Here is a 20278-nt window from a genome sequence, read left to right as displayed (position 1 = left end):
CCGGCGATCAGGGCAGGGCCGCGCGCAGGGCGGCGATCACCAGGTCCTGCTGCGAGGGCTGCAGGTCCGCGCTCATGGGCAGGCTCAGCACGCGGGCCGCCGCAGCCTCGGCATGCGGCAGCGGCGCGGGCACCCGGCAGCGCTGGGCATAGGCCGGCTGCAGGTGCAGAGGCTTGGGGTAGTGGATGGCCGTGGGCACGCCCGCGGCATTGAGGCGCGCGGTCACGCCCTCGCGATCGGCCACCTGCAGCGTGAACTGGGCCCAGACGCAGTCGCGATCCTCACGCACGGCCAGACGCTGCACGGGCAGCCCGGCCAGCGCCTGCTGGTAGCGCTCGCCGATGGCCAGGCGCTGCGCGATCTCCCAGTCGAAGCGTTCCAGCTTGGCCAGCACGATGGCGCACTGCAGCGTGTCCATGCGGCCGCCCACGCCCAGGCGGGTATGCGTGTAGCGCTGGCTCTGGCCATGAACGCGGATCTCGCGGGCCGCCTGCGCCAGGGTGTCGTCGTCGGTGAACAGCGCGCCGCCGTCGCCATAGCAGCCCAGGGGCTTGCTGGGGAAGAAGCTGGTGGCGCCCCAGGTGGAGAGGCCGCAGGACTTGCGACCCTGGTAGCTGGCGCCAAAGCTCTGGGCGGCATCCTCGATAACCGCGATGCCGCCATGCTTCGCGGCGATAGCGTTGATCTCCGCCATGTCCGCCACCTGCCCGTACAGGCTCACCGGCATGATGGCGCGGGCGCGCGGCGTGATGGCGGCCTCGATCAGGCGGGCGTCCAGGTTGCAGCTGTCGGGTTCGATGTCCACGAACACCGGCACGCCGCCCAGCAGCACGATGACCTCGGCCGTCGCCGCGAAGGTGAAGGGCGTGGTGATGACCTCGTCCCCCGGCTGCAGGTCCAAGGCCATCAGCGCGATGAGCAGCGCCTCGGTGCCGCTGGCGACCGTGATGCAGTGCTTCACGCCCGCGTAGGTCGCGAGCTTCGTCTCCAGCTCCTTGACCTCCGGGCCCATGATGTACTGGCCGTGGTCCAGCACGGCCTGCATGCGCTGGGCGATGCGGTCCTTCAGGGCGGCGTACTGGGCCTTGAGGTCGATGAAGGGCAGCGCGTTGCCGGCAGTAGTCACGGGAGTCTTCCTTCCTGGACCAGCACGCAGCGCTGGTCCTGCAGTTCATACACATCACCCGTCTGCGGGCAGGTGGCGCGGCCGTCGGCGCCGAAGGCCAGGCGCTCGCCGAAGCGGCTCATCCAGCCGATGCGGCGGGCGGGCACGCCCACCACGAGGGCGAAGTCGGGCACGTCCTTCTGCACCACGGCACCGGCGCCGACAAAGGCATGGGCGCCGATGGTGACGCCGCAGACGATGGTGCAGTTGGCGCCCAGCGTGGCCCCGCGTCGCACGAGGGTACGGCGGTACTCGTTCTTGCGCGCCACCGCGGCGCGCGGGTTGTAGACGTTGGTGAAGACCATGCTGGGGCCGCAGAAGACCTCGTCCTCCAGCGTCACCGCGTCATAGACCGAGACGTTGTTCTGGATGCGGACCCCGTCGCCGATCAGCACGTCGTTGCCCACGTAGACGCCCTGCCCCAGCGCGCAGCGCGCGCCGATGCGGGCGCCCGGGCTCACGTGTGCGAAGTGCCAGACCCGCGTGCCCTCGCCCAGTTGCGCGCCTTCGTCGACGATGGCGCTGTCGTGTTTCCAGTAGCTCATGGCGGCGGGATCAGAAGACCAGGGGAAGGCCGACGCGCTGCCCGTCGCGGGCCGAGCGATACGCGGCGATGAGGATCTCCAGCGAGCGCAGGCCCTCGTAGCCATCGACCTCTGCATGGGCCTCGCCGCGCAGGGTGCGGATGACGTTGTCGTAGTACAGCGGGTGGCCGAAGCCGTAGACGCTGCCGGTCTCGTAGGAGCTGGCGGCGACCTGCGCGTCATCCTCGTGGGCTTCAGCGAACTGCCAGTGCTCGATCTTGTTGACGGCCGTGCCGCCGATGCGCACGGTACCCTTCTCGCCCAGGATGGTGATCGAGCCCTCGAGGTTCTGAGGCCAGGTCAGCATGGTGACATTGATGCTGGCGAGACCGCCGTGGCGCAGGCGCAGGCTCATCACGCCGGTGTCCTCGGCCTCGATGTCTCGAGCCAGGGTGGCGGTGTAGGCATGGACGTTGTCCACCGGGCCCACCAGCCAGTCCAGCAGGTCCACGTAATGGCTGGCCTGGTTCATGAAGGCACCGCCGTCGAGGTCCCAGCGGCCGCGCCACTTGGCGGCGTCGTAGTAGCTCTGCGGGCGGGTCCAGAACACATTGACCGTGCTCAGGTAGATGCGGCCGAAGCGGCCCTGCTCGATGGCACGCTTGACGAGCTGCACCGTGGCGTTGAGCCGGTTCTGCTTGACGACGAAGAGCTTCACGCCGGCATCGCGACAGGCGCGCACCATAGCCATGCCTTCCTCGAACTTGGTCGCCATGGGCTTCTCGGACAGCACGTGCCGCCCGGCGCGTGCGACCTGGATGGCCTGCTGCGGATGCAGGCCCGAGGGCGTGGCCAGCACGACCACATCGGCGTCCGAGCCCGCCAGCAGGGCCTCCAGCGAGGCGAAGCCCGGTGCGCCAGTCAGCTCGACGGCGGCCTGCAGCGCCTCGGGCCGGGTGTCGCAGACGGCCACGACCTCGGCCCGGTCCGCATGCCGTGCCAGGGCCTCGAAATGGTTCTTCGAGATGCGGCCGCAGCCGACCAGGGCGAACCGGATCTTGCGATCTGGCGAAGGCAGAGGGGAGCGGTTTTGGGGATTCATGGACGACCGTCAAGGGCGAAGGGTCCGATTCTACGAGGGCGCCCTCCCCGAAAGCGCCTAAAATCGCAGCAAATTCAACGAGTTGAGCATGACCCAGCACACCCCCGCCCAGCCGCACCACGCCGCGCCCGCCCAGGACGAGAACCAGCTCATCACCGAGCGCCGCGAGAAGCTGGCCGCCCTGCGCGCCAAGACCAGCGTCCCCTTCCCCAACGATTTCAAGCCCCAGCACCGCGCCCTGCCCCTGGCCCAGCGCTATGGCGACATCGCCAATGAAGAGCTCGAGCCGCAGGCCGTGCAGGTCAGCGTGGCGGGCCGCCTGATGCTCAAGCGCATCATGGGCAAGGCTTCCTTCGGCACGCTGCAGGACGCCACCGGGCGCATCCAGCTCTTCATCACCAAGGATGGCGTGGGCGAGGAGGTCTACGAGAGCTTCAAGCACATGGACCTGGGCGACATCGTCGGCGCCGAGGGCACGTTGTTCCGCACCAAGACCGGCGAGCTGTCGGTGCGCGTCAGCGTGCTGCGCCTGCTGACCAAGAGCCTGCGCCCGCTGCCGGACAAGTTCCATGGCATGAGTGACCAGGAGCAGAAGTACCGCCAGCGCTACGTCGATCTCATCACCGACGAGCACGCCCGCGCCCGTTTCGTGGCCCGCTCCAAGGCCGTGTCCTCCATCCGCGGCTACATGGTCGAGCACGGCTTCCTGGAGGTCGAGACGCCCATGCTGCACCCCATCCCCGGCGGTGCCAATGCCAAGCCTTTCGTGACCCACCACAACGCGCTGGACCAGGAGATGTTCCTGCGCATCGCCCCGGAGCTCTACCTCAAGCGCCTGATCGTGGGCGGCTTCGAGCGCGTGTTCGAGATCAACCGCAATTTCCGCAACGAAGGCATCTCGGTCCGGCACAACCCCGAGTTCACGATGATGGAGTTCTATGCGGCCTACTGGACGCACCATGATCTGATGGACTTCACCGAGGAAGTGCTGCGCCACGCCGCGCGCGCCGCCACCGGCAACGCCCGCGTCACCTACGCCGGCAAGGAAGTGCACCTGGACCAGCCCTTCGCACGCCTCTCGGTGCGCGACTCCCTGGTGGCCCACGCCGGCCTCAGCGAGAGCGAGGCCGACAACGCCGACGTCCTGCGCGCCAAGCTCAAGGACCTGGGCGAGGAAGCCCCCAAGCACTGGACCCTGCCTGAGCTGCAGTTCGGCATGTTCGAGGCCGTGGTCGAAGAGAAGCTGTGGCAGCCGACCTTCATCATCGACTACCCCGTCGAGGTCTCGCCCCTGGCCCGCGCCTCGGACACCAACCCCAAGATCACCGAGCGCTTCGAGCTCTTCATCACCGGCCGCGAGTACGCCAACGGCTTCTCCGAGCTGAATGATGCGGAAGATCAGGCCGCGCGCTTCCACGCGCAGGTCGCCAACAAGGAAGCCGGTGACGACGAGGCCATGTTCTATGACGCCGACTTCATCCGCGCCCTGGAATACGGCATGCCCCCGACCGGCGGCTGCGGCATCGGCATCGACCGCCTGATGATGCTGATCACCGACTCGCCCAGCATCCGCGACGTGATCCTGTTCCCGGCGCTGCGCCGCGAGGGCTGAGACACGGGCACAGTCCATTCCGGATAGACCGGCATCGGCCGGCCTCCCTTGCAAGGCGACCTTCGGGTCGCCTTTTTCTTGAAGCCAGGCCCGCCGCGGCCCACTGCCGCCAGGTTCGCGCTTACCCAAAATGGACGTTCATTTCGTTGGTTATTGTCGGCTACTATGCCGGCCTGCCACTTGAGCGCAGGAACCAATCGAGGGAGTCCATGAAAATTTCAAAGAAGCTGTGCGGCCTGCTGGCCGCCACCCTGGCGAGCCTGGCACCCGTCGCTGCAAGCGCGGCTGACCTGGGGCCCGCATTCATCGTCAACAACTACCGGCTGGGATCGCAGTACCTGGCCAACGTCGCCGTCGGCGCCAATGGCGATCAGCTGGTGCTCTGGATGGATGCCGCCCGCAGCAACGCCTTCTTCATGCAGCGCTATGACGGGACCGGCGCCGCCATCCAGTCCGACGAGTGGTTCGTGACGCCCCAAGGTGATACGACCGCTCTGGATGCCTTCGGCAACTACGCCGTGACAAGCTATGAGAAGGACGGCAATGGCAATGCGGTCTACCTCACCGTCTATCAGCGCAATGGCGCGGTAAAGGTCCCCAGGTTCAAGGTCAACCAGGTCAGCGGAGAGAACGCCATGATGGCCCTGGTGGCCAGCACCGCGAGTGGCCACATGGCCATCAGCTGGACTGTCGTGCAGTCAAGCGGGACGCTCACGCCCTTTGTTCGCACGTTTTCGTCCGCGGGCCAGCCCACCAGCCCTGTAATGCAGGTCGCCCCCGCATCGACCGGGCAGTACGTGCAGGGTCTGGCCATCGATGAGACGGGCGGCGTGGGCATTGTCTGGACGGGCCGGTCGAACACCGGTGCGGCCCACGACTACGACGTCTTCTATCGACGCTTTGGGGCCGCGGGCAGCAGCCAGAGCCCCGCCCTGAAGGTGAACAGCTACACCCCGGACAGCCAGGGAAATTGCCGCCTGGGCATGACGCCTGGGGGCGAGGCCATCGTGACCTGGGAGAGCACGGGGCAGGATGGCAGCTACCGCGGGGTCTATGGCCAGCGCCTTGACCGCTATGGCATCAAGCAGGGTGCGGAGTTCCGCGTCAATGAAACCACCCTGGGTGACCAGGCCGGATCCCGGGTGGGCATGGCCGAGGACGGGTCCTTCGTCGTCAGCTGGATCAGCAGCAATCGCACGGACGACCCCACTGCCGCGGCGAAGGTCATGCTGCGGATGTACGGTCCCAATGGCACGGCGCTGGGTGGAGAGCAGGTTGCCTACACCGGCACCAGCACGATGGTGCCGGACCTCACCTCCCTTGGCGTGAGCCCTGCCGGCGAGGCCATGCTGGCCTGGCGCGTCTACAACGGCAGCGATGTCGATGTCTACGCGCGGCGCTATGTGCTGGACAACCAGCCGGCCGTCACCACGCTGAGCAGCAACGGCCCCGCGGTCAACCTGTCGGCCAATGCAGGCGAATGGCGGTACTTCAAGGTCACGGTGCCAACAGGTCACACCAGCCTCACCGTGACGCTGTCCGGGCCTGGCACGGGCAACGCCGACATCTACGGTCGCCTGGGCGGCCTGCCCAGCGCGGCCACATACACGGTGGTGTCTCGCGCACCGGGCAACGCAGAGCAGATCGTCATCAACAATGTGCCGGCCGGCACTTGGTACTTCGGTCTCTACGGCGTCAGCACCTTTTCGGGCGTGAGCTTCAGCGCCACCTACTGAGCCGCGACCCCGACCCGACCTGGCGGCACGCGGCCGCCAGGGCTGCAACCTGTCAGCGCGCAGCCTGCACCGGCTGGCCGGCCAGCACCCGGTCGGCCGGTAGCTTGCTGCCGGCACCTTCATTCAGGCGCGGGCCCAGCTCGGCCTGGGCGTAGTCCATCTCACCCGCCTGACGGGCGCGCTGCAGCTCGGCCTTCACGGCTTCGCGGGAAGCCGCCGGGGCAGCGGGCTGCGCCTGCTCGGGCTTGGCCGCCGGCTTGGTGGCGTCCTTCTTTGCCATGGCGGTGGCCGCCGGTGCCAGGGGCTGGCCGAAGAGCGCGGTGTCCTCGCTGTTCATGCGGGCCAGCTCGCCGCTGGCGCGGGCACGCTGCAGTTCGGCGATGACTGCTTCGCGGGTGGGCGAAGCGCCCGTCTGGGCCAGGGCGGGCAGGCCCAGGGCAGCGACGAAAGCCAGGGCGACGGTGCGAGACAGGGTGTTCATGAGGCGATCCTTTGCAGTGAGGTTCGGGGCTTGAGGCGCCTTGCGACCGCAAGGCGTCTGTCCATGACCGTGACTGTAGGGATCGAGACCTAGTAGAAACACCAGGGCCGCGGCAAGAATCTATTGCTAATTCACAAACAATCCATCATTCGCACGGCGGATTGTTTGCGATGCATCAGCGATGCTTGAAGTCCGGGGCACGCTTGTTCAGGAAGGCATCCATGCCCTCGCGCTGGTCGTCGGTGCCGAACAGGGCGTGGAAATAGCGGCGCTCCACGGCCACGCCGTCCAGCAGCGGGCCCTCGAAACTGCGGTTGACCAGTTCCTTGATCAGCATCGTCGAAGGTGCGCTGAAGCCGTTGATGGTCTGGGCAGCGGCCAGGGCCTCTTCCAGCAGCTTGTCGGCCGGCACCACACGGGACACCAGACCGCCGCGCTCGGCTTCGGCCGCGTCCATCATGCGGGCGGTGAGCAGCAGGTCCATGGCCTTGCTCTTGCCCACGGCGCGGGGCAGGCGCTGCGTGCCGCCGGCGCCGGGGATGATGCCCAGCTTGATCTCGGGCTGGCCGAACTTGGCGGTGTCCGCGGCGATGATGAAGTCGCACATCATGGCCAGCTCGCAGCCGCCTCCCAGGGCGAAGCCGGCGACGGCACCGATCACGGGCTTGCGGACCTGCAGGATGGTCTCCCAGTTCTTGGAGATCAGGCCGCTCTTGAAGGCGCTCATGAAGTTGTGCGGGGCCATGGTGGGGATGTCGGCGCCCGCCGCGAAGGCGCGCTCGGAGCCGGTCAGCACGATGCAGCCGATGCCGTCATCGGCGTCGAAGGCCAGCAGCGCCTGGCCCAGCTCGTCCATCAGCTGGTCGTTCAGGGCGTTGAGCTGCTTGGGGCGGTTCAGGGTGATCAGGCCGGTCTTGCGGGGACCGTCGCCGCGCACCTCGGTCAGGATGCATTCGTACTGGCTCATGGTGTAACTCCTTGGAATTTGCGCAACTATACGGGGCGCCGGTGCCGGGTCTTCAGGGCGCGGCCTGCAGCGGGGCCGACTGCAGCATCAGGTCGATCCAGGTCTGCTCGTCCTGGCGAATCATCAGCCGCACCGGCAGGTATTGAAGCGAAGGCGCGAGCCAGACCTCGGCGCGCAGGTCGCTGCCGGTGTTCTCGGCCAGCGGGCGCAGGTGCCAGGCCGCCAGTGGGCCCATGGGGGTGTCCAATTGCTCCTCCCCCTCGACCACATAGCGCCAGGCATAGAGCTTGCGCGGCAGGGCCAGGGGCAGGCGGATCTCATGGCCAGGCCGGGGCGTCTCGCGGCCGGTCAGGAAAAGCCAGGTCAGCTGCACGAACTGGCTGGCGGCGTCCTGCACGCCAGGGGGAGCCCACTCACGGCGGCCGTTGGGGAAGACGAGCTCGCGGTCCAGGAACTGCAGCGTCAGGCGGCGCCGTGCGGCCAGCAGGATGCGGGTGTCCTCATCGAAGCGTTCGGGCTGGATGCCCTGGGGGGACAGCACGCCCTCGCTGCTCATGGTGCGGGCGATCAGGGGGGCAAAACCTGGCCCCACCGCCACCTCCAGATGCACCTGGTAGCGCCGGCCTTCGCGCAGCCACTCCACGCGCGCCCGGCCGGTCACCGCGCCCCGGTAGTTGCCACGCAGCTTGTAGTCCAGCCGGGTCGAGGCGGGCCATTCGGGGCCCGGCTGGAAGTCGGCCGGGGCACTGGCCGCCGCTGCTGCCGACGCCACGCCGACCACGCCCACCACGGCGCTGGCGGCCTCGGCCGGGCTGGCGGGCACGGCCGCCTCTGCCTCTGCAGTCCGGGACGGCTCTGCCGGCGGCGCCTCGGGCGCTGAAGCCGCCGGGTCGGGTGCTACGGGCGATGCCGATGACGCCGCCGAGGCCGGTGCTGCGGCCGCAGGCGCGGCCCCCTTGCCGGCAGACGGCTGCGCCGGCCGGGGCTCGCCCGGCCTCGCCGCAGGAGGAGCGCTGGGCGTGAGCGTGCGAACAAAAGCCGCGGTGAGGCGCGGCGGCATGGGCGCCAGCTCACGCCACCCTGCCACCTCGTCAGCGAGCTGATCGAGCACCCAGCCATGCAGGCACAGCACGGCCAGGGCCAGCAGGGCCCCGCCCCCGAGCGTGCGGCGTGTCAGCCGCCCTGCAGCCATGCCCGACGCAGGCTCTGCAGCCGGGCCGGGGCCTTGTCCGTCAGGCTCAGCAGCACCGGGGCGCCTGCCGGGCGATCCAGGGGCAGGCGCAGTGGCAGGGCCAGCACGCGCTGCTCACGGCCCACCCAGAACTCCAGCCGCTGCGGCGCCTTGGGATCGAGGCTCAGCAGGGCGTCGTCCAGCTTGCGCAGGCGCCAGCCATTGCAGGCGATGAGCTCATCCCCCGCCTGCAGACCCGCGGCCTCGGCCGCACCGCCGCTGAACACCTGCCTGACGCTGAGCACGCCCTGGGTCTCGCCCACGCGCAGGCCCAGGCGCTGCGCCAGGCCCAGCTTGTCGGCGGACCACTGCACGCCGAACTTCTCCAGCAGCGGCGCCAGAGGCAGGTCCTCGCAGCCATGGATCCAGTCCCGCAGATGGCCAGCCAGCTCGGCCGAGCCCAGGGACTCGACGGCCGCCAGCACCTGCGCCTCGCTGAGCAGGCGTTCCGGCGTCTCGCGCCAGAGCTTGCGCATCAGCGCGTCCAGGCTGGCACCCTTGGCCCCGCCCGCACGCAGGCTGAGGTCCAGGCACAGGGCCAGCAGGGAGCCCTTCACGTAGTAGCTGACGATGCTGTTGGGGCTGTTCTCGTCCTGGCGGTAGTACTTGGTCCAGGCCTCAAAACTGCTCTGAGCGACGGACTGGCGCAGGCGGCCCGGCCCGGACAGCACGGTGTTGACATTGCCCGTCAGCAGCTTGAGATAGCGGGCCTCCTCGATGAGGCCGGCGCGCACCAGAAAGAGGTCGTCATAGTAGGACGTGAAGCCCTCGAAGAACCACAGCAGCTCGGTGTAGTTCTCCTGCCCGTAATGGAACTGCGCGAAGTCGCGCGGGCGCAGGCGCTTGACGTTCCAGGTGTGGAAATACTCGTGGCTGATCAGCCCGAGCAGGCGCACATAGCCGTCGCTGGTCTCGGCCTGGCCCAGGCGGGGCAGGTCGCGGCGGGTGGCGATCAGGGCCGTGCTGGCGCGGTGCTCGAGGCCGCCGTAGCCGTCTTCCGTGGCATTGAGCAGGAAGACATAACGCCCGAAGGGAGGAGCCTCGCGCTTGCGGCCCTGCGCATGCCAGAAGTCGATCTGGGCCTCGCAGATGCGCTGGGCATCGCGAAGCAGACGCTCGCCGTCGAAGATGGGCAGGGCGCCCGCCACCACGAACTCATGGGGCACGCCCCGGGCCTGGAACTCGCCACGCCAGAAGGTGCCCAGCTCGAAGGGGTGGTCCAGCAGCTCGTCGTAGTCGGCGGCCTGGTAGAGATGTCGCGCGCGGGCTCCGCCGGCCGCCGGCATGGCCGTGGCGACCTGCCAGCCGCGGGGCAGGTCCGCCAGCTGGATCTGCTGCGTCTGGTCCTGCGCGCCCTCCACCTGCAGGCACAGGCTGCCCGCGTTGAAGAAGCCTCGCTGGGCGTCGAGGTAGGCACAGCGCACCGAGGTGTCGAAGGCGTAGGCCTGGTAGCTCAGCACCAGCGGGCCCTTGCCCAGGCCGTCCACCTGCCATTCGTTCTTGCTGAGCTGGCGCACAGGCAGCTCCCGGCGACCCTGGCGTGCCGTGATCGGTCCCAGGTGGCGGGAAAACTCGCGCACCATGTAGCTGCCCGGGATCCACACCGGCAGCGAGAAGCGCTGGCTCGCACCCGGCGCCGGTACCGTCAGCTGGATGTCGAAGAGATGGGCATGGAGCGCTGCGGTCGAGATGCGGTAGTGGATCATCGTGGGCGAGCGTCGGTGGCAGTCACAAGGAGGCGGGCTCAGGTGGCCGCGGCACCCAGGAAGCAGCACAGGGCGGCGACGGCGCTGAGCCGGAAGCGCAGGGTCAGCCAGGCCCCGGCGCCGAGCCCAGGATAGTGACGGCGGTCCCAGACATAGCAGGCAATCAGCATCACGCCCAGCACGACCAGCCCGGCATAGGCCTGCATGATGGCACCCACCCAGGCGCCCGTCACGGCCACCGTGCCCCAGATGAAGGGGGCCGGCGACGGCACGGTCTGGCGCATGCCCAGTCCCCAGTGGATGCCGCCCAGCATCGCGACGATCAGCGCCGCGTACTTGGACAGGCCGTCCACCACATAGGCGTGCACATCAGCCCTCACCAGCCACGCCAGCAACACCCCCAGCACAAAGGGCAGGAGGCTCAGGTGGCCCAGGCGCACGGCGATGGGGTTCAGGGGCAGCGGACGCAGGGCCGGTTCAGACATGGCGGCGTGGAGATGAGGTGGACTGGATTGGGGGATCAGGGGCCGCTCGGCCCCCGGGGGTCAGGACTTGCCAGCGAGGGCCTGCAGCCTGCGCTCGACCTGCTCGGCGCTCATTGCGCCCGGCACGCGGGAGCCGTCCTCGAACAGGATGGCGGGCGTGCTGTTGATGTGGTGGCGGCGACTGAAGGCCAGGTTGCGCTCGATGGCGGAATCATCGCACTTGCCTTCCGGCCGGGTCGGCGCCGTGCCGTCCAGCATCCACGAGCGCCAGGCCGTGGTCTGGTCCTTGGCGCAGACAATGGCGCGGGTCTTGTCCGCGGAATCCGGTCCGAGGATGGGGATGACGAAGGTGTAGACCGTGACGTCCTTGAGCTCCTGCAGGGCGCGCTCGAAGCGCTTGCAGTAGCCGCAGTTGGGATCGGCGAAGACTGCGATCTTGCGTTTGCCGGTGCCGGTCTTCCAGATCACGGCATCTTTCAGCGGCAGGTTGGCGAAGTCGACGGCCGTCAGCTTGGCCACGCGTTCCTCGGTGAGGTTCTTCTTGGCGCGCAGGTCCAGCAACTCGCCCTCGATGAGGTAGTTACCGGCGGCATCGGTGTAGCGCAGCTCGGAGCCGGTGCGCACCTCCCAGATGCCGGGCATGGGCGTGGGCCGCACCTCGTCCACCTTGAAGCCGGGCAGGCGCTCGGCCAGGGCCTTCTTGATCACCGTCTCGTTGGCCCAGCCATTCGTCGCGGCCAGGGCCAGAAGGCCGGCGGCGGCCAGGCGTGCAAAGTTCATCGCGTGCATCATCTTCCTCTTGTGGATCGGTACCCCCGGGGGCCCGCTTGTGTTCATTGCCCCAAGGCTCGGGCGGTGAGCCAGCGCTTCAGCGGCGCCGCCCGGTCCAGCCATTGCAGGCCTTCGTTGCGCAGCCGACGCAGGGGCGCGGCCTCGCTGGCAAACAGCTTGAGCAGACCATCGGTCAGCTCCCCCATGGCCAGGGTCGGCAAGGCCCGGGCACGTTCGTAGCGGCGCAGCAGCCGGGCATCCCCGAGGCTGCGCCAGCTTTCCTTTTCAGCGATGACCTGGCTCAGGGCCAGGACATCGGCCAGCCCCAGGTTCAGGCCCTGCCCGGCCAGGGGATGCACCAGGTGCGCGGCATCGCCCAGCAGGACCCAGCCCGGCCCGGACACCGCCCCGGCCCGGGCCAGCGCCAGGGGCCAGCTCTGGCGCTGGCCAGCCAGGCGCAGCGCGCCGGCAGCACCGCCGGTGGCTTCCGTCAGCGCGGCCTCGAATGCGTCATCAGCAAGGGCCAGCAGCTCCTGAGCCCGGGCCTCGGGCAGGGACCAGACCAGGCCGAAGGAGCAGGCCGGTTGTGGCCGATCGAAAGGAAGCAGGGCCAGCACGTCGGGCGAGCGGAACCACTGGTGGGCCACGCCCTGGTGCGGCAGGGCACTCGTCAGGCGGGCGGCAATCGCGCGATGCCCGTAGGCTTGCGGCTCGAACGCCACACCCAGCTCGGCACGGCGGCGGGATTCACGCCCTTCGCAAAGGGCTTCCAGCGCGGCCGGCACGGGCTGGCTGACCACATCCACCCGCGGCGCATAGCGCAGGGCCTGGCCCAGCTGGCGCTCCAGCTCACCGGCGTCGACGATGCAGGCGAGCTCCGACACCCCCTGCTGCCAGGCCGAGAAGCCCAGCTGCGCGCCCTGGGCGTCGCCGCGGATGCACATGTCGTAGACGGGGCTGCGGGCGTCCTCGGGCAGGGCGTCCCAGACCTTGAGCTGGCGCAGCAGGGCCACCGAGGCGGCATTGAGTGCATAGGCCCGGACATCCTCCCCCTGCCGCTGCGGCGCCTCGCGCTCGCCCAGCAGGGCCACGCGCAGGCCTTGGCTGCCCAGCTGCAGCGCCAGGCTGCGCCCGACGATGCCGCTGCCGCGGATGAGGATGTCATAGGGATCCATGCCTCGATTGTAGGCAGCCCCGCGGGCGCCGGCCGGCGAGCGAACAAGACGCCTTAAAATCAGGGTTTTGCGTCCACGCCAGCCCTGGCGCCAATCAGAAAGCCTTCCATGAGCCTCAAATGCGGCATCGTGGGCCTGCCCAACGTCGGCAAGTCCACCCTTTTCAATGCGCTGACCAAGGCCGGCATCGCCGCCGAGAACTACCCCTTCTGCACCATCGAGCCCAATGTGGGCGTGGTCGAGCTGCCGGACCCCCGCCTGGCCCAGCTGGCCGAGGTGGTGAAGCCCGAGCGCGTCGTGCCCGCCATCGTGGAGTTCGTGGACATCGCCGGCCTGGTGGCAGGCGCCTCCAAGGGTGAAGGCCTGGGCAACCAGTTCCTCTCGCACATCCGCGAGACCGACGCCATCGTCAACGTGGTGCGCTGCTTCGAAGACCCGAACGTGATCCACGTGAACGGCAAGGTCGACCCCATCTCCGACATCGAGGTCATCCAGACCGAGCTGTGCCTGGCCGACCTCTCCACCGTTGAAAAGAGCCTGCAGCGCTACACCAAGGCGGCCAAGGCCGGCGGCGACAAGGACGCCCTGCGCCTGGTCGAGGTGCTGAAGAAGTGTGAAGCCACGCTGAACGAAGGCAAGCCGGTGCGCTCCATCGACTTCAGCAAGGAAGAACTGGCCGTGCTCAAGCCCCTGTGCCTGATCACCGCCAAGCCGGCCATGTTCGTGGGCAATGTGGCCGAGGACGGCTTCGAGAACAACCCCTTCCTCGACCGCCTGAAGGAATACGCCGCCGCCCAGAAGGGCCCGGTGGTGGCCATCTGCGCCAAGACCGAGGCCGAACTGTCCGAGATGAGTGACGAGGACAAGGCCATGTTCCTGGCCGAGATGGGCCAGGACGAGCCCGGTCTGAACCGCCTGATCCGCGCCGGCTTCGGCCTGCTGGGCCTGCAGACCTACTTCACCGCCGGCGTCAAGGAAGTGCGCGCCTGGACCATCCACAAGGGCGACAGCGCCCCGCAGGCCGCCGGTGTGATCCACACCGATTTCGAGCGCGGCTTCATCCGCGCACAGACCATCGCCTTTGAAGACTTCATCCAGTTCAAGGGTGAGGCCGGTGCCAAGGACGCGGGCAAGATGCGCGCCGAAGGCAAGGACTATGTGGTCAAGGATGGGGATGTGCTGAACTTCCTGTTCAACGTCTGATCCTGCCATCCAGCAGCACAGGGCCCTCTCGAGGGCCCTTTTTCATGGGCTCATCGGCTCTGCCGCCCTCGCCGCCCGGCCTCGGGCGCCCCTGCGCCTCCAGCACGGCCTCGCGGAAGCGCTCGGGATGGGTGTAGAGCGCAAAATGCGCCCGCCCCGGGAATCAGGAAGACCTGCTTGTCCGGCGCCTCCAGCGACTGCGCGTAGGCCCGCACCAGCCAGGAGGGCCTCACGCGAGCCTCACGCGGGCCTGCTCGCCCGCGATGAAGCAGATGGGCGTCTGGAAGCGCGGCTGTGGGCCGGGCGCCTGCAGAGCCCAGAAGCCGGCCCCCTCGTTGCGCGCCAGCTACCGCAGGGAGAAGCGGCTGCCGCGCACGAAGTGGCAGAGGTCTCGCAGCGAGTAGTCCGGGCTGCCCAGCATGCCCCGCACGAAGCGGCCGGGGTCGGTTTCGCCCTCCATCATGCCGCCGTAGGCCCACAGCTTTCCGTACTTGGTGCTCATGCCGCGGACGATGTCGGCACAGGCCGGCTCGCCAAGGCCGGCGAGCTCACGCTCGGCGGTGTCGTCGTGTCGGGCGCGTGCCTGGGCCTGGGCCCAGCGGTGCGACTGCCGCTCCTGCTCGAGCAGGTCGATCATCTGCCCGGTGCCCACGAAGGCATGCAGGTTCTCCGGGTGCCGCCAGGCCTCGTGGATGCCCAGGTCGGCGCCCCAGGAATGCCCCAACAGGAAGAGGCGCTCGCGCTGGAAGCGCCGGCGCAGGTGCAGCACCGGCTCGGGGGGGGGCGACTGGAACTGCTGCGCGAAGCCCATGCAGGGGCTGCCCGGACCGCCACGAAGGAAGAGCAGCCGGGGCTTGCTGCGGTCCGCCCCGCGGATCAGAAGTCTCTGCAGGCTGCCGCCCAGCAGCACAGCTTCCTGTAAGGCAATGGGCGCATGGTCCGGATCGGCAGGCAGCGGCTGCCCCCGCCCGGTGCAGCAGGCGGCGGGGGGAGCATCGGCAGCGGCATGGCCAGCAGACAGGCAAGGTGCGTGCGCCGGCTCATGGCGCGCTGGGCGGCCGCAAGGCGTGCTCGGTGCTGTGAGGCCCGGCCTCCCATGCGGTGCCCGGGCCCGACCGCCCGGCCCGGGTGGACGGGCTGGCGGACCGGCAGGCGGGTGAACACGGGCAAGGGAGCCGGAGGGCGGAAAGTGTGCGGGGCATCACGGGGACTCCAGAGGGCCGATGGGGTGCATGGCCCCATCCGGTTTTGAACATGACAATGCGCTAAATTCGCATGGATCCATCCATTTCTGGAAGCGCCGATGCCTAGCAGGCCCCTGAGTTGGGACGATGTCCGCCTGTTCCTGGCCGTGGCGGAAGGCGGCAGCGTGAGCCAGGCCGCGCGCAGCCTGCAGCTGGGGCAGGCCACCGTCAGCCGCCGCCTGGCGGACATGGAACTCAGCGTGGGCGAGCCCCTGGTGACGCGCCGCGCACAGGGCTGCGAGCTCACGGCGGCCGGCGAACGCCTGCTGCCGGCCGCCCAGCGCATGGCCGAGTGGGCCCAGGAGGCCGAAATCCGCCTGATGCGGCCGACGCACCGTCTCGAGGGCAAGGTCCGCATCGCGGCGGCGCCGGGGCCCGCCTTCGAGCTGCTGGCCCCGCTCGCCGGGCACTTGCGCCAGTCGGCACCCGGACTGCAGCTGGAGGTGCTGGCGGGGGTGGAGACCCTCAGCCTGGCGCGCGGCGAGGCGGAGCTCTCGCTGCGCCTGGAGCGCCCCAATTCCGCCGAGCTGCTGACCCTGGCCGAACTGCGCTGTCCCCTGGCCGCCTACGCCAGCCCGGACTATGCCCGCCAGTTGCCGGAGCGGCCGCGGCCCGAGCAGGTCGACTGGATCGTCTGGGCCCCGCCCTACGAGCACCTGCCGGTCAACCAGGCGCTGGCCGCCGCCATCCCTGACTTCCGCCCCGTCTTCAGCTCGGACGACTACCTGGTCCAGCTGGCCGCCTGCCGAGCGGGCGTGGGCGCCATGGTCCTGGCGGTCGCGCCGCATGCGCACGCCCTGACACAGGGCCTGGTCCGGCTGGCGCTGTCGCCCGGGCCGACGGTCCAGGCCGAGCTCTTCCTCGTGGCCCATCGGCGTGCCGCCGAGCTGCCGCGGACCCGGTTCGTGGCGGAGGCGCTCGGCGCCATCCTCCAGGACCTTCAGCACCAGGAGGCGGGCTGAGCCTGCCCAGCGGCAGGCGGCTTCCACCATGACATCCAACGAGCGTTTCCGCGCACTGCAGCAGACCTTGTGGCGCATCCTGGCCCTCACCCTGGGCTATGCCGGCGTGGGCCTGCTGAGCCTGAAGCTGGCCATGGCGCCCAACTACGCCATCCCCCTCTTCCCCTCGGCCGGCCTGGCGCTGGCGGCCCTGCTGTGCTGGGGGCTGCGGGTGAGCCCGGGCGTGCTGCTGGGCTCGTTGCTGCTCAACCTGGTGCTGGGGGAGGAGCGGGGGCAGATGTCCTGGATGAGTTCCAGCATGATCGGCCTGGGCGCCATGCTGCAGGCCATGGCCGGCACTCTGCTGGTCCGCCGTGTGCTGCCCGGCACCCTGGTGCTGGTCGATCCCTGGGACCTGCTGCGCTTCAATGTGCTCGGCGCCGGCGTGGCCGGGCTGATCAGCGCCACGGTGGCGACGCTGACCCTGCGCAGCGGCGGCGCGCTGGCACCGGACCAGACCCTGGACAGCTGGCTGTCCTGGTGGATGGGCGACGTGCTGGGCGTGCTGATCGGTGCGCCCATCCTGCTGTGCCTGATCGGTCGGCCGCACGCGATCTGGGCGCCGCGGCGGCTCAATGTCGCCCTGCCCCTGCTGCTGGCCACGGTCCTGATGTCCTACGGCACCCAGTTGGTCCAGTCCTGGAACTACGACGCGGCCCGCAATGCCTTCGAGCGCGAGGCCGACGGCCTGCTCGCCACCGGCAGGCAGGCCATCCTCCAGCCCCTGGTGCCGGTCCAGGCCCTGGCCCTGCAGCTGGAGCAGGCTCCCGGCATGAGCCAGCAGACCTTCCGTCAGGTGGCCGGCCCCTGGATCGATGACACCGTGAGCGCACTGGGCTTTGCCGCCCGCGTCGAGCGCCGCGAGGCCGCCTCGCTGGACCAGGCGGCCGTTCAGGACGGTCTGCCGGACTTCCGCAGCCGCGACCGCCAGCGCCGCGGCGACGTCCGGCCTCCTGCCGACGAGGCCATGGTGGTGATACGCCATATCGAGCCCCAGCAGCTCAACCGCGCGGCGCTGGGCACCAATGTGCTGAGCATCCCCCATGCCCGCGAGGCCCTGCTCGCGGCGCTGCAGGGCCACAAGCCCGTGGCCAGCGCCGCCTTCATGCTCAGCCAGTACGAGCAGCCGACGCAGGGCGTGGTGGTCTATCGCGCGGTTCGCCCCGTGATGGCGCCGGCGGACCGGGCACCGGCTGGCGTTGTCTTCTCCACCGTGCGGCCCGACCTGCTGCTGGCCCAGGTCCCGCAGTCGCCCAAGGGCCTGCTGCTGTGCCTGCTGGACCGCGGCGACGGCGCGGCGCGCCAGCTGGCCGGCGCACCGGGCTGCATCGGGCGCCGGGCCGACCTGCCGCAGCGAGAGATTCAGATCGATTTCGCCGGCCGTCACTGGACGCTCGCCGCCTACATGCCGCGCAACGACCTCGGCACGATCGCCAGTGCCAGCAGCCTGCCTTTCGTCGTCGTGGCCCTGTTCAGCACGGCCCTGCTAGGCGCTCTGCTGCTGAGCGTGACCGGCCGCACCAGCACCGTCCAGGCCCTGGTGCGCGACCGCACGGCGGCGCTGCGCCATGAGATCGCCGAACGCGAGCGTGCCACCGCCGCGCTGAAGGATCGTGAGCGCCGCTTCAGCAACATCTTCGAGCACGCCCCCATCGGCATCGTCTTCACCGAGCTGGACGGTGCCGTGCGCGAGGCCAATCCGCGCTTCTGCGAAATGGTGGGCTACCCCCTGGCCACGCTGCTGGGCCGCCGCACCCTGGACCTCACCCACCCCGAGGACCGCGAGCAGGACAAGCGCATGGGCCAGGCCCTCCTGCGCGGCGAGTTCAGCAGCTACCAGCGCATCAAGCGCTACCTGCACCGCGGCGGCAGCGTGGTGGAAGTGCGCGCGCTGGTCAGCGTGCTGCGCGACGAGGATGGCCAGCCCTACAGTCTGCTGGGCGTGGTCGAGGACATCGGAGACCAGCGCCGCCTGCGCGACCTGGAGCGGGCCCGCGAAGCCGCCGAGGCCGCCAGCGCCGCGAAGAACGAGTTCCTCTCCCGCATGAGCCATGAGTTGCGCACGCCGCTCAATGCCATGCTGGGCTTTGCCCAGCTGCTGAGCCTGGAGGGCCAGCCGCCCCTGTCGCCGCGCCAGAACGAATGGACCCACCAGATCCAGCAGGCCGGCTGGCATCTGCTGGAGATGATCAACGACACCCTGGACCTCTCCCGCATCGAGAGCGGCGCCATGCGCCTGAGCCTCGACCGGCAGGACCTGCCGGCGCAGCTGCAGGAGGTGTCGGCGCTGCTGCAGGCCCAGTGGCAGCGGCAGGGCGTGCGCATCGAGTTGCGCCTGGCGGCCGGCGCACGCTGGGTGCAGGCCGACGCGACGCGCCTGAAGCAGGTGCTGAGCAATCTGCTGAGCAATGCGATCAAGTACAACAGGCAGGGCGGCGAGGTGCGTGTCAGCAGCGAGGCCGTGGCGGGAGGCCAGATCGAGATCCGCGTGCAGGACCAGGGGCCGGGGCTCACGCCCGCCCAGCAGGCCCAGCTCTTCCAGCCCTTCAACCGCCTGGGCCAGGAGAACGGCCGCATCGAGGGCACGGGCATCGGCCTCGTGATCTCGCGCCGGCTGGCGGAGCTGATGGGCGGCAGCCTGGACTTCGAGCCCGCGGCACGCGGCGGCAGCAAGCCCGACAACGGCGGCAGCGAGGGCGGCAGCAGCGGCGCCTGCTTCGTGCTGCGCCTGCCGGCCGCGGAGGGGCCGCAGGCCGCCGTCCATGAGCTGCCCGGCATCGCGCGGCGCAGCTATGCCCGCCGCGGCGAGCTGCTGTACATCGAGGACAACCCGGTCAATGCCGAGCTGATGCTGGCCATGCTGGCCCAACGCCCTTCCCTGCATTGCGAGCTGCGCGCCGACGGCCGCAGCGGCCTGCAGGCCCTGCGCAGCCGGCGCCCCGACCTGCTCCTGCTGGACATGCAGCTGCCGGACATGGACGGCCTGGACGTCCTTCGCCAGCTCCGCCAGGAGCCCGGGCTGGCGGACCTGCCGGTGCTGATCGTCTCCGCCAATGCCCTGCCCGAGCAGCAGGCGGCCGCCCAGGCCCTGGGGGTGCAGGCCTATCTCACCAAGCCCCTGGACCTGCAGACCCTGCTGGCACAGCTGGACGCCCTGTTCGACGACGGCACCGCCCGCTGAGGGCCGGTGTGGATGCGGCAGCTCGGAGCGCGCATTGCGTCGCACCACAGGGCATTTCCATTGGCGGAGGTCCGGGCGGCCTGTGCACAATAGCCGGTGAAGGGCGCCCGCGCCCGCATCGTCCCGAGAACACCGTCCATGACTTCGACCGAACTCGCCCCCGCCACCGGCACCGCCCTGGTGGAAACCGACAGCCCGGCTGCCGCCCTGCAGTTCCTGACCTTCCGCATCGGCGCGGAGGAGTACGGAATAGACATCCTCAAGGTCCAGGAGATCCGCTCCTACGAGGCCCCGACCCGCATCGCCCACTCGCCGAGCTTCGTGAAGGGCGTGGTCAACCTGCGCGGCGTGATCGTGCCCATCGTGGACATGCGCATCCGCCTGGGCTGCGAGGCCGAGACCAATGCCTTCACCGTGGTCATCGTGCTCAACGTGGTGGGCCGCGTGGTGGGCATGGTGGTGGACTCAGTGTCCGATGTGCTGGAGATGGCCCGCTCGGCCATCCGCCCGGCCCCCGAGGTTGGCTCTTCCATCGACACCCGCTTCGTGACCGGCCTGGGCACCATCCATGAGCGCATGCTGATCCTCCTGGACATCGAAGCCATGATCGCCAGCCCGGACTTCGGGCTGATGGACTGAGCAAAACCGATATAAATCAAGTACTTGGGGATTTTTCTCGACGATTAGCACTCCT

General features: G+C 69.4%; 17 protein-coding genes. 6 read left to right on the top strand and 11 right to left on the bottom strand.

Features of this window, described 5'->3' with window-relative positions; translation table 11 throughout:
• Nucleotides 1–7 precede the first annotated feature (7 nt).
• The 3 genes from ABDJ40_RS04530 to ABDJ40_RS04520 are packed head-to-tail and all read right to left on the bottom strand — an operon-like array spanning nt 8 to nt 2791.
• The gene (locus ABDJ40_RS04530) at nt 8–1105 is read right to left on the bottom strand and encodes a DegT/DnrJ/EryC1/StrS family aminotransferase (RefSeq protein WP_347607370.1); all 1098 of its coding nucleotides are present in this window, start codon (nt 1103–1105) and stop codon (nt 8–10) included.
• Nucleotides 1106–1122: 17 nt separating this feature from the next.
• A complete protein-coding gene (locus ABDJ40_RS04525; protein ID WP_347606602.1) occupies nt 1123–1710 on the bottom strand; it encodes an acyltransferase in 588 nt (195 codons plus the stop codon).
• A 10-nt stretch (nt 1711–1720) separates the two neighbouring features.
• Entirely contained in the window at nt 1721–2791 is a 1071-nt protein-coding gene (locus tag ABDJ40_RS04520) for a Gfo/Idh/MocA family protein (RefSeq protein ID WP_269631629.1), read from the bottom strand.
• 88 nt (nt 2792–2879) lie between these two features.
• Between ABDJ40_RS04520 and lysS the strand changes: the two genes are divergently transcribed.
• Both lysS and ABDJ40_RS04510 read left to right on the top strand, forming a co-directional pair.
• Nucleotides 2880–4403 carry a lysine--tRNA ligase gene (gene lysS / locus ABDJ40_RS04515; protein WP_347606598.1) on the top strand — a complete coding sequence of 508 codons (1524 nt, stop codon included), beginning with the start codon at nt 2880–2882 and terminating at the stop codon, nt 4401–4403.
• A gap of 209 nt (nt 4404–4612) precedes the next feature.
• The gene (locus ABDJ40_RS04510) at nt 4613–6139 is read left to right on the top strand and encodes a PPC domain-containing protein (RefSeq protein ID WP_347606595.1); all 1527 of its coding nucleotides are present in this window, start codon (nt 4613–4615) and stop codon (nt 6137–6139) included.
• A gap of 52 nt (nt 6140–6191) precedes the next feature.
• Here the strand turns inward: ABDJ40_RS04510 and ABDJ40_RS04505 are convergent, their stop codons facing one another.
• The 7 genes from ABDJ40_RS04505 to ABDJ40_RS04475 form a co-directional block, all read right to left on the bottom strand.
• On the bottom strand, nt 6192–6620 hold the full coding sequence (locus tag ABDJ40_RS04505; protein WP_347606592.1) for a hypothetical protein: 429 nt from the start codon (nt 6618–6620) through the stop codon (nt 6192–6194).
• 175 nt (nt 6621–6795) lie between these two features.
• Nucleotides 6796–7587 carry an enoyl-CoA hydratase gene (locus ABDJ40_RS04500; RefSeq protein ID WP_347606589.1) on the bottom strand — a complete coding sequence of 264 codons (792 nt, stop codon included), beginning with the start codon at nt 7585–7587 and terminating at the stop codon, nt 6796–6798.
• A gap of 52 nt (nt 7588–7639) precedes the next feature.
• A complete protein-coding gene (locus ABDJ40_RS04495) occupies nt 7640–8410 on the bottom strand; it encodes a DUF3108 domain-containing protein (RefSeq protein WP_347606586.1) in 771 nt (256 codons plus the stop codon).
• Between the two features lie 350 nt (nt 8411–8760).
• The gene (locus ABDJ40_RS04490; RefSeq protein ID WP_347606583.1) at nt 8761–10524 is read right to left on the bottom strand and encodes a M61 family metallopeptidase; all 1764 of its coding nucleotides are present in this window, start codon (nt 10522–10524) and stop codon (nt 8761–8763) included.
• 38 nt (nt 10525–10562) lie between these two features.
• Nucleotides 10563–11009, bottom strand: a complete 447-nt coding sequence (locus ABDJ40_RS04485; protein ID WP_347606580.1) for a DUF3429 domain-containing protein — start codon at nt 11007–11009, stop codon at nt 10563–10565.
• Between the two features lie 60 nt (nt 11010–11069).
• A complete protein-coding gene (locus ABDJ40_RS04480) occupies nt 11070–11789 on the bottom strand; it encodes a DsbC family protein (protein WP_347606577.1) in 720 nt (239 codons plus the stop codon).
• 53 nt (nt 11790–11842) lie between these two features.
• Nucleotides 11843–12955: an FAD-dependent monooxygenase gene (locus ABDJ40_RS04475; protein WP_347606574.1), complete on the bottom strand. Its 1113-nt coding sequence runs from the start codon at nt 12953–12955 to the stop codon at nt 11843–11845.
• Between the two features lie 108 nt (nt 12956–13063).
• On the opposite strand from ABDJ40_RS04475, the gene ychF reads away from it, so the two are divergent.
• Nucleotides 13064–14158: a redox-regulated ATPase YchF gene (ychF, locus tag ABDJ40_RS04470; protein ID WP_347606571.1), complete on the top strand. Its 1095-nt coding sequence runs from the start codon at nt 13064–13066 to the stop codon at nt 14156–14158.
• Nucleotides 14159–14504: 346 nt separating this feature from the next.
• On the opposite strand, the gene ABDJ40_RS04465 is transcribed toward ychF, so the two are convergent.
• On the bottom strand, nt 14505–14969 hold the full coding sequence (locus ABDJ40_RS04465) for an alpha/beta fold hydrolase (protein ID WP_347606568.1): 465 nt from the start codon (nt 14967–14969) through the stop codon (nt 14505–14507).
• A 492-nt stretch (nt 14970–15461) separates the two neighbouring features.
• On the opposite strand from ABDJ40_RS04465, the gene ABDJ40_RS04460 reads away from it, so the two are divergent.
• From ABDJ40_RS04460 to ABDJ40_RS04450, 3 genes are all read left to right on the top strand, one after another.
• Nucleotides 15462–16364 (top strand): LysR family transcriptional regulator, encoded by a 903-nt coding sequence (locus ABDJ40_RS04460; RefSeq protein WP_347606566.1) that lies wholly within the window; start codon nt 15462–15464, stop codon nt 16362–16364.
• Between the two features lie 28 nt (nt 16365–16392).
• A complete protein-coding gene (locus ABDJ40_RS04455) occupies nt 16393–19584 on the top strand; it encodes an ATP-binding protein (RefSeq protein WP_347606563.1) in 3192 nt (1063 codons plus the stop codon).
• Between the two features lie 138 nt (nt 19585–19722).
• Nucleotides 19723–20223 (top strand): chemotaxis protein CheW, encoded by a 501-nt coding sequence (locus tag ABDJ40_RS04450; RefSeq protein ID WP_269631643.1) that lies wholly within the window; start codon nt 19723–19725, stop codon nt 20221–20223.
• Nucleotides 20224–20278: the final 55 nt, after the last annotated feature.

The organism is Roseateles flavus, assembly GCF_039872765.1.
Taxonomy (GTDB): Bacteria; Pseudomonadota; Gammaproteobacteria; order Burkholderiales; family Burkholderiaceae_C; genus Roseateles_B; species Roseateles_B flavus.
This window is presented reverse-complemented; position numbering and strand designations above follow the sequence as displayed.

What these genes read in the sequence shown, in the direction of transcription:
- ABDJ40_RS04455 (WP_347606563.1), top strand. Translation starts at nt 16,393, where the DNA reads ATGACATCCAACGAGCGTTTCCGCGCACTGCAGCAGACCTTGTGGCGC.
- ABDJ40_RS04510 (WP_347606595.1), top strand. Translation starts at nt 4,613, where the DNA reads ATGAAAATTTCAAAGAAGCTGTGCGGCCTGCTGGCCGCCACCCTGGCG.
- ABDJ40_RS04490 (WP_347606583.1), bottom strand. Translation starts at nt 10,524, where the DNA reads ATGATCCACTACCGCATCTCGACCGCAGCGCTCCATGCCCATCTCTTC.
- ABDJ40_RS04485 (WP_347606580.1), bottom strand. Translation starts at nt 11,009, where the DNA reads ATGTCTGAACCGGCCCTGCGTCCGCTGCCCCTGAACCCCATCGCCGTG.
- ABDJ40_RS04465 (WP_347606568.1), bottom strand. Translation starts at nt 14,969, where the DNA reads ATGGGCTTCGCGCAGCAGTTCCAGTCGCCCCCCCCCGAGCCGGTGCTG.
- ABDJ40_RS04525 (WP_347606602.1), bottom strand. Translation starts at nt 1,710, where the DNA reads ATGAGCTACTGGAAACACGACAGCGCCATCGTCGACGAAGGCGCGCAA.
- lysS (WP_347606598.1), top strand. Translation starts at nt 2,880, where the DNA reads ATGACCCAGCACACCCCCGCCCAGCCGCACCACGCCGCGCCCGCCCAG.
- ABDJ40_RS04480 (WP_347606577.1), bottom strand. Translation starts at nt 11,789, where the DNA reads ATGAACTTTGCACGCCTGGCCGCCGCCGGCCTTCTGGCCCTGGCCGCG.
- ABDJ40_RS04475 (WP_347606574.1), bottom strand. Translation starts at nt 12,955, where the DNA reads ATGGATCCCTATGACATCCTCATCCGCGGCAGCGGCATCGTCGGGCGC.
- ABDJ40_RS04520 (WP_269631629.1), bottom strand. Translation starts at nt 2,791, where the DNA reads ATGAATCCCCAAAACCGCTCCCCTCTGCCTTCGCCAGATCGCAAGATC.
- ABDJ40_RS04500 (WP_347606589.1), bottom strand. Translation starts at nt 7,587, where the DNA reads ATGAGCCAGTACGAATGCATCCTGACCGAGGTGCGCGGCGACGGTCCC.
- ABDJ40_RS04505 (WP_347606592.1), bottom strand. Translation starts at nt 6,620, where the DNA reads ATGAACACCCTGTCTCGCACCGTCGCCCTGGCTTTCGTCGCTGCCCTG.
- ychF (WP_347606571.1), top strand. Translation starts at nt 13,064, where the DNA reads ATGAGCCTCAAATGCGGCATCGTGGGCCTGCCCAACGTCGGCAAGTCC.
- ABDJ40_RS04450 (WP_269631643.1), top strand. Translation starts at nt 19,723, where the DNA reads ATGACTTCGACCGAACTCGCCCCCGCCACCGGCACCGCCCTGGTGGAA.
- ABDJ40_RS04460 (WP_347606566.1), top strand. Translation starts at nt 15,462, where the DNA reads ATGCCTAGCAGGCCCCTGAGTTGGGACGATGTCCGCCTGTTCCTGGCC.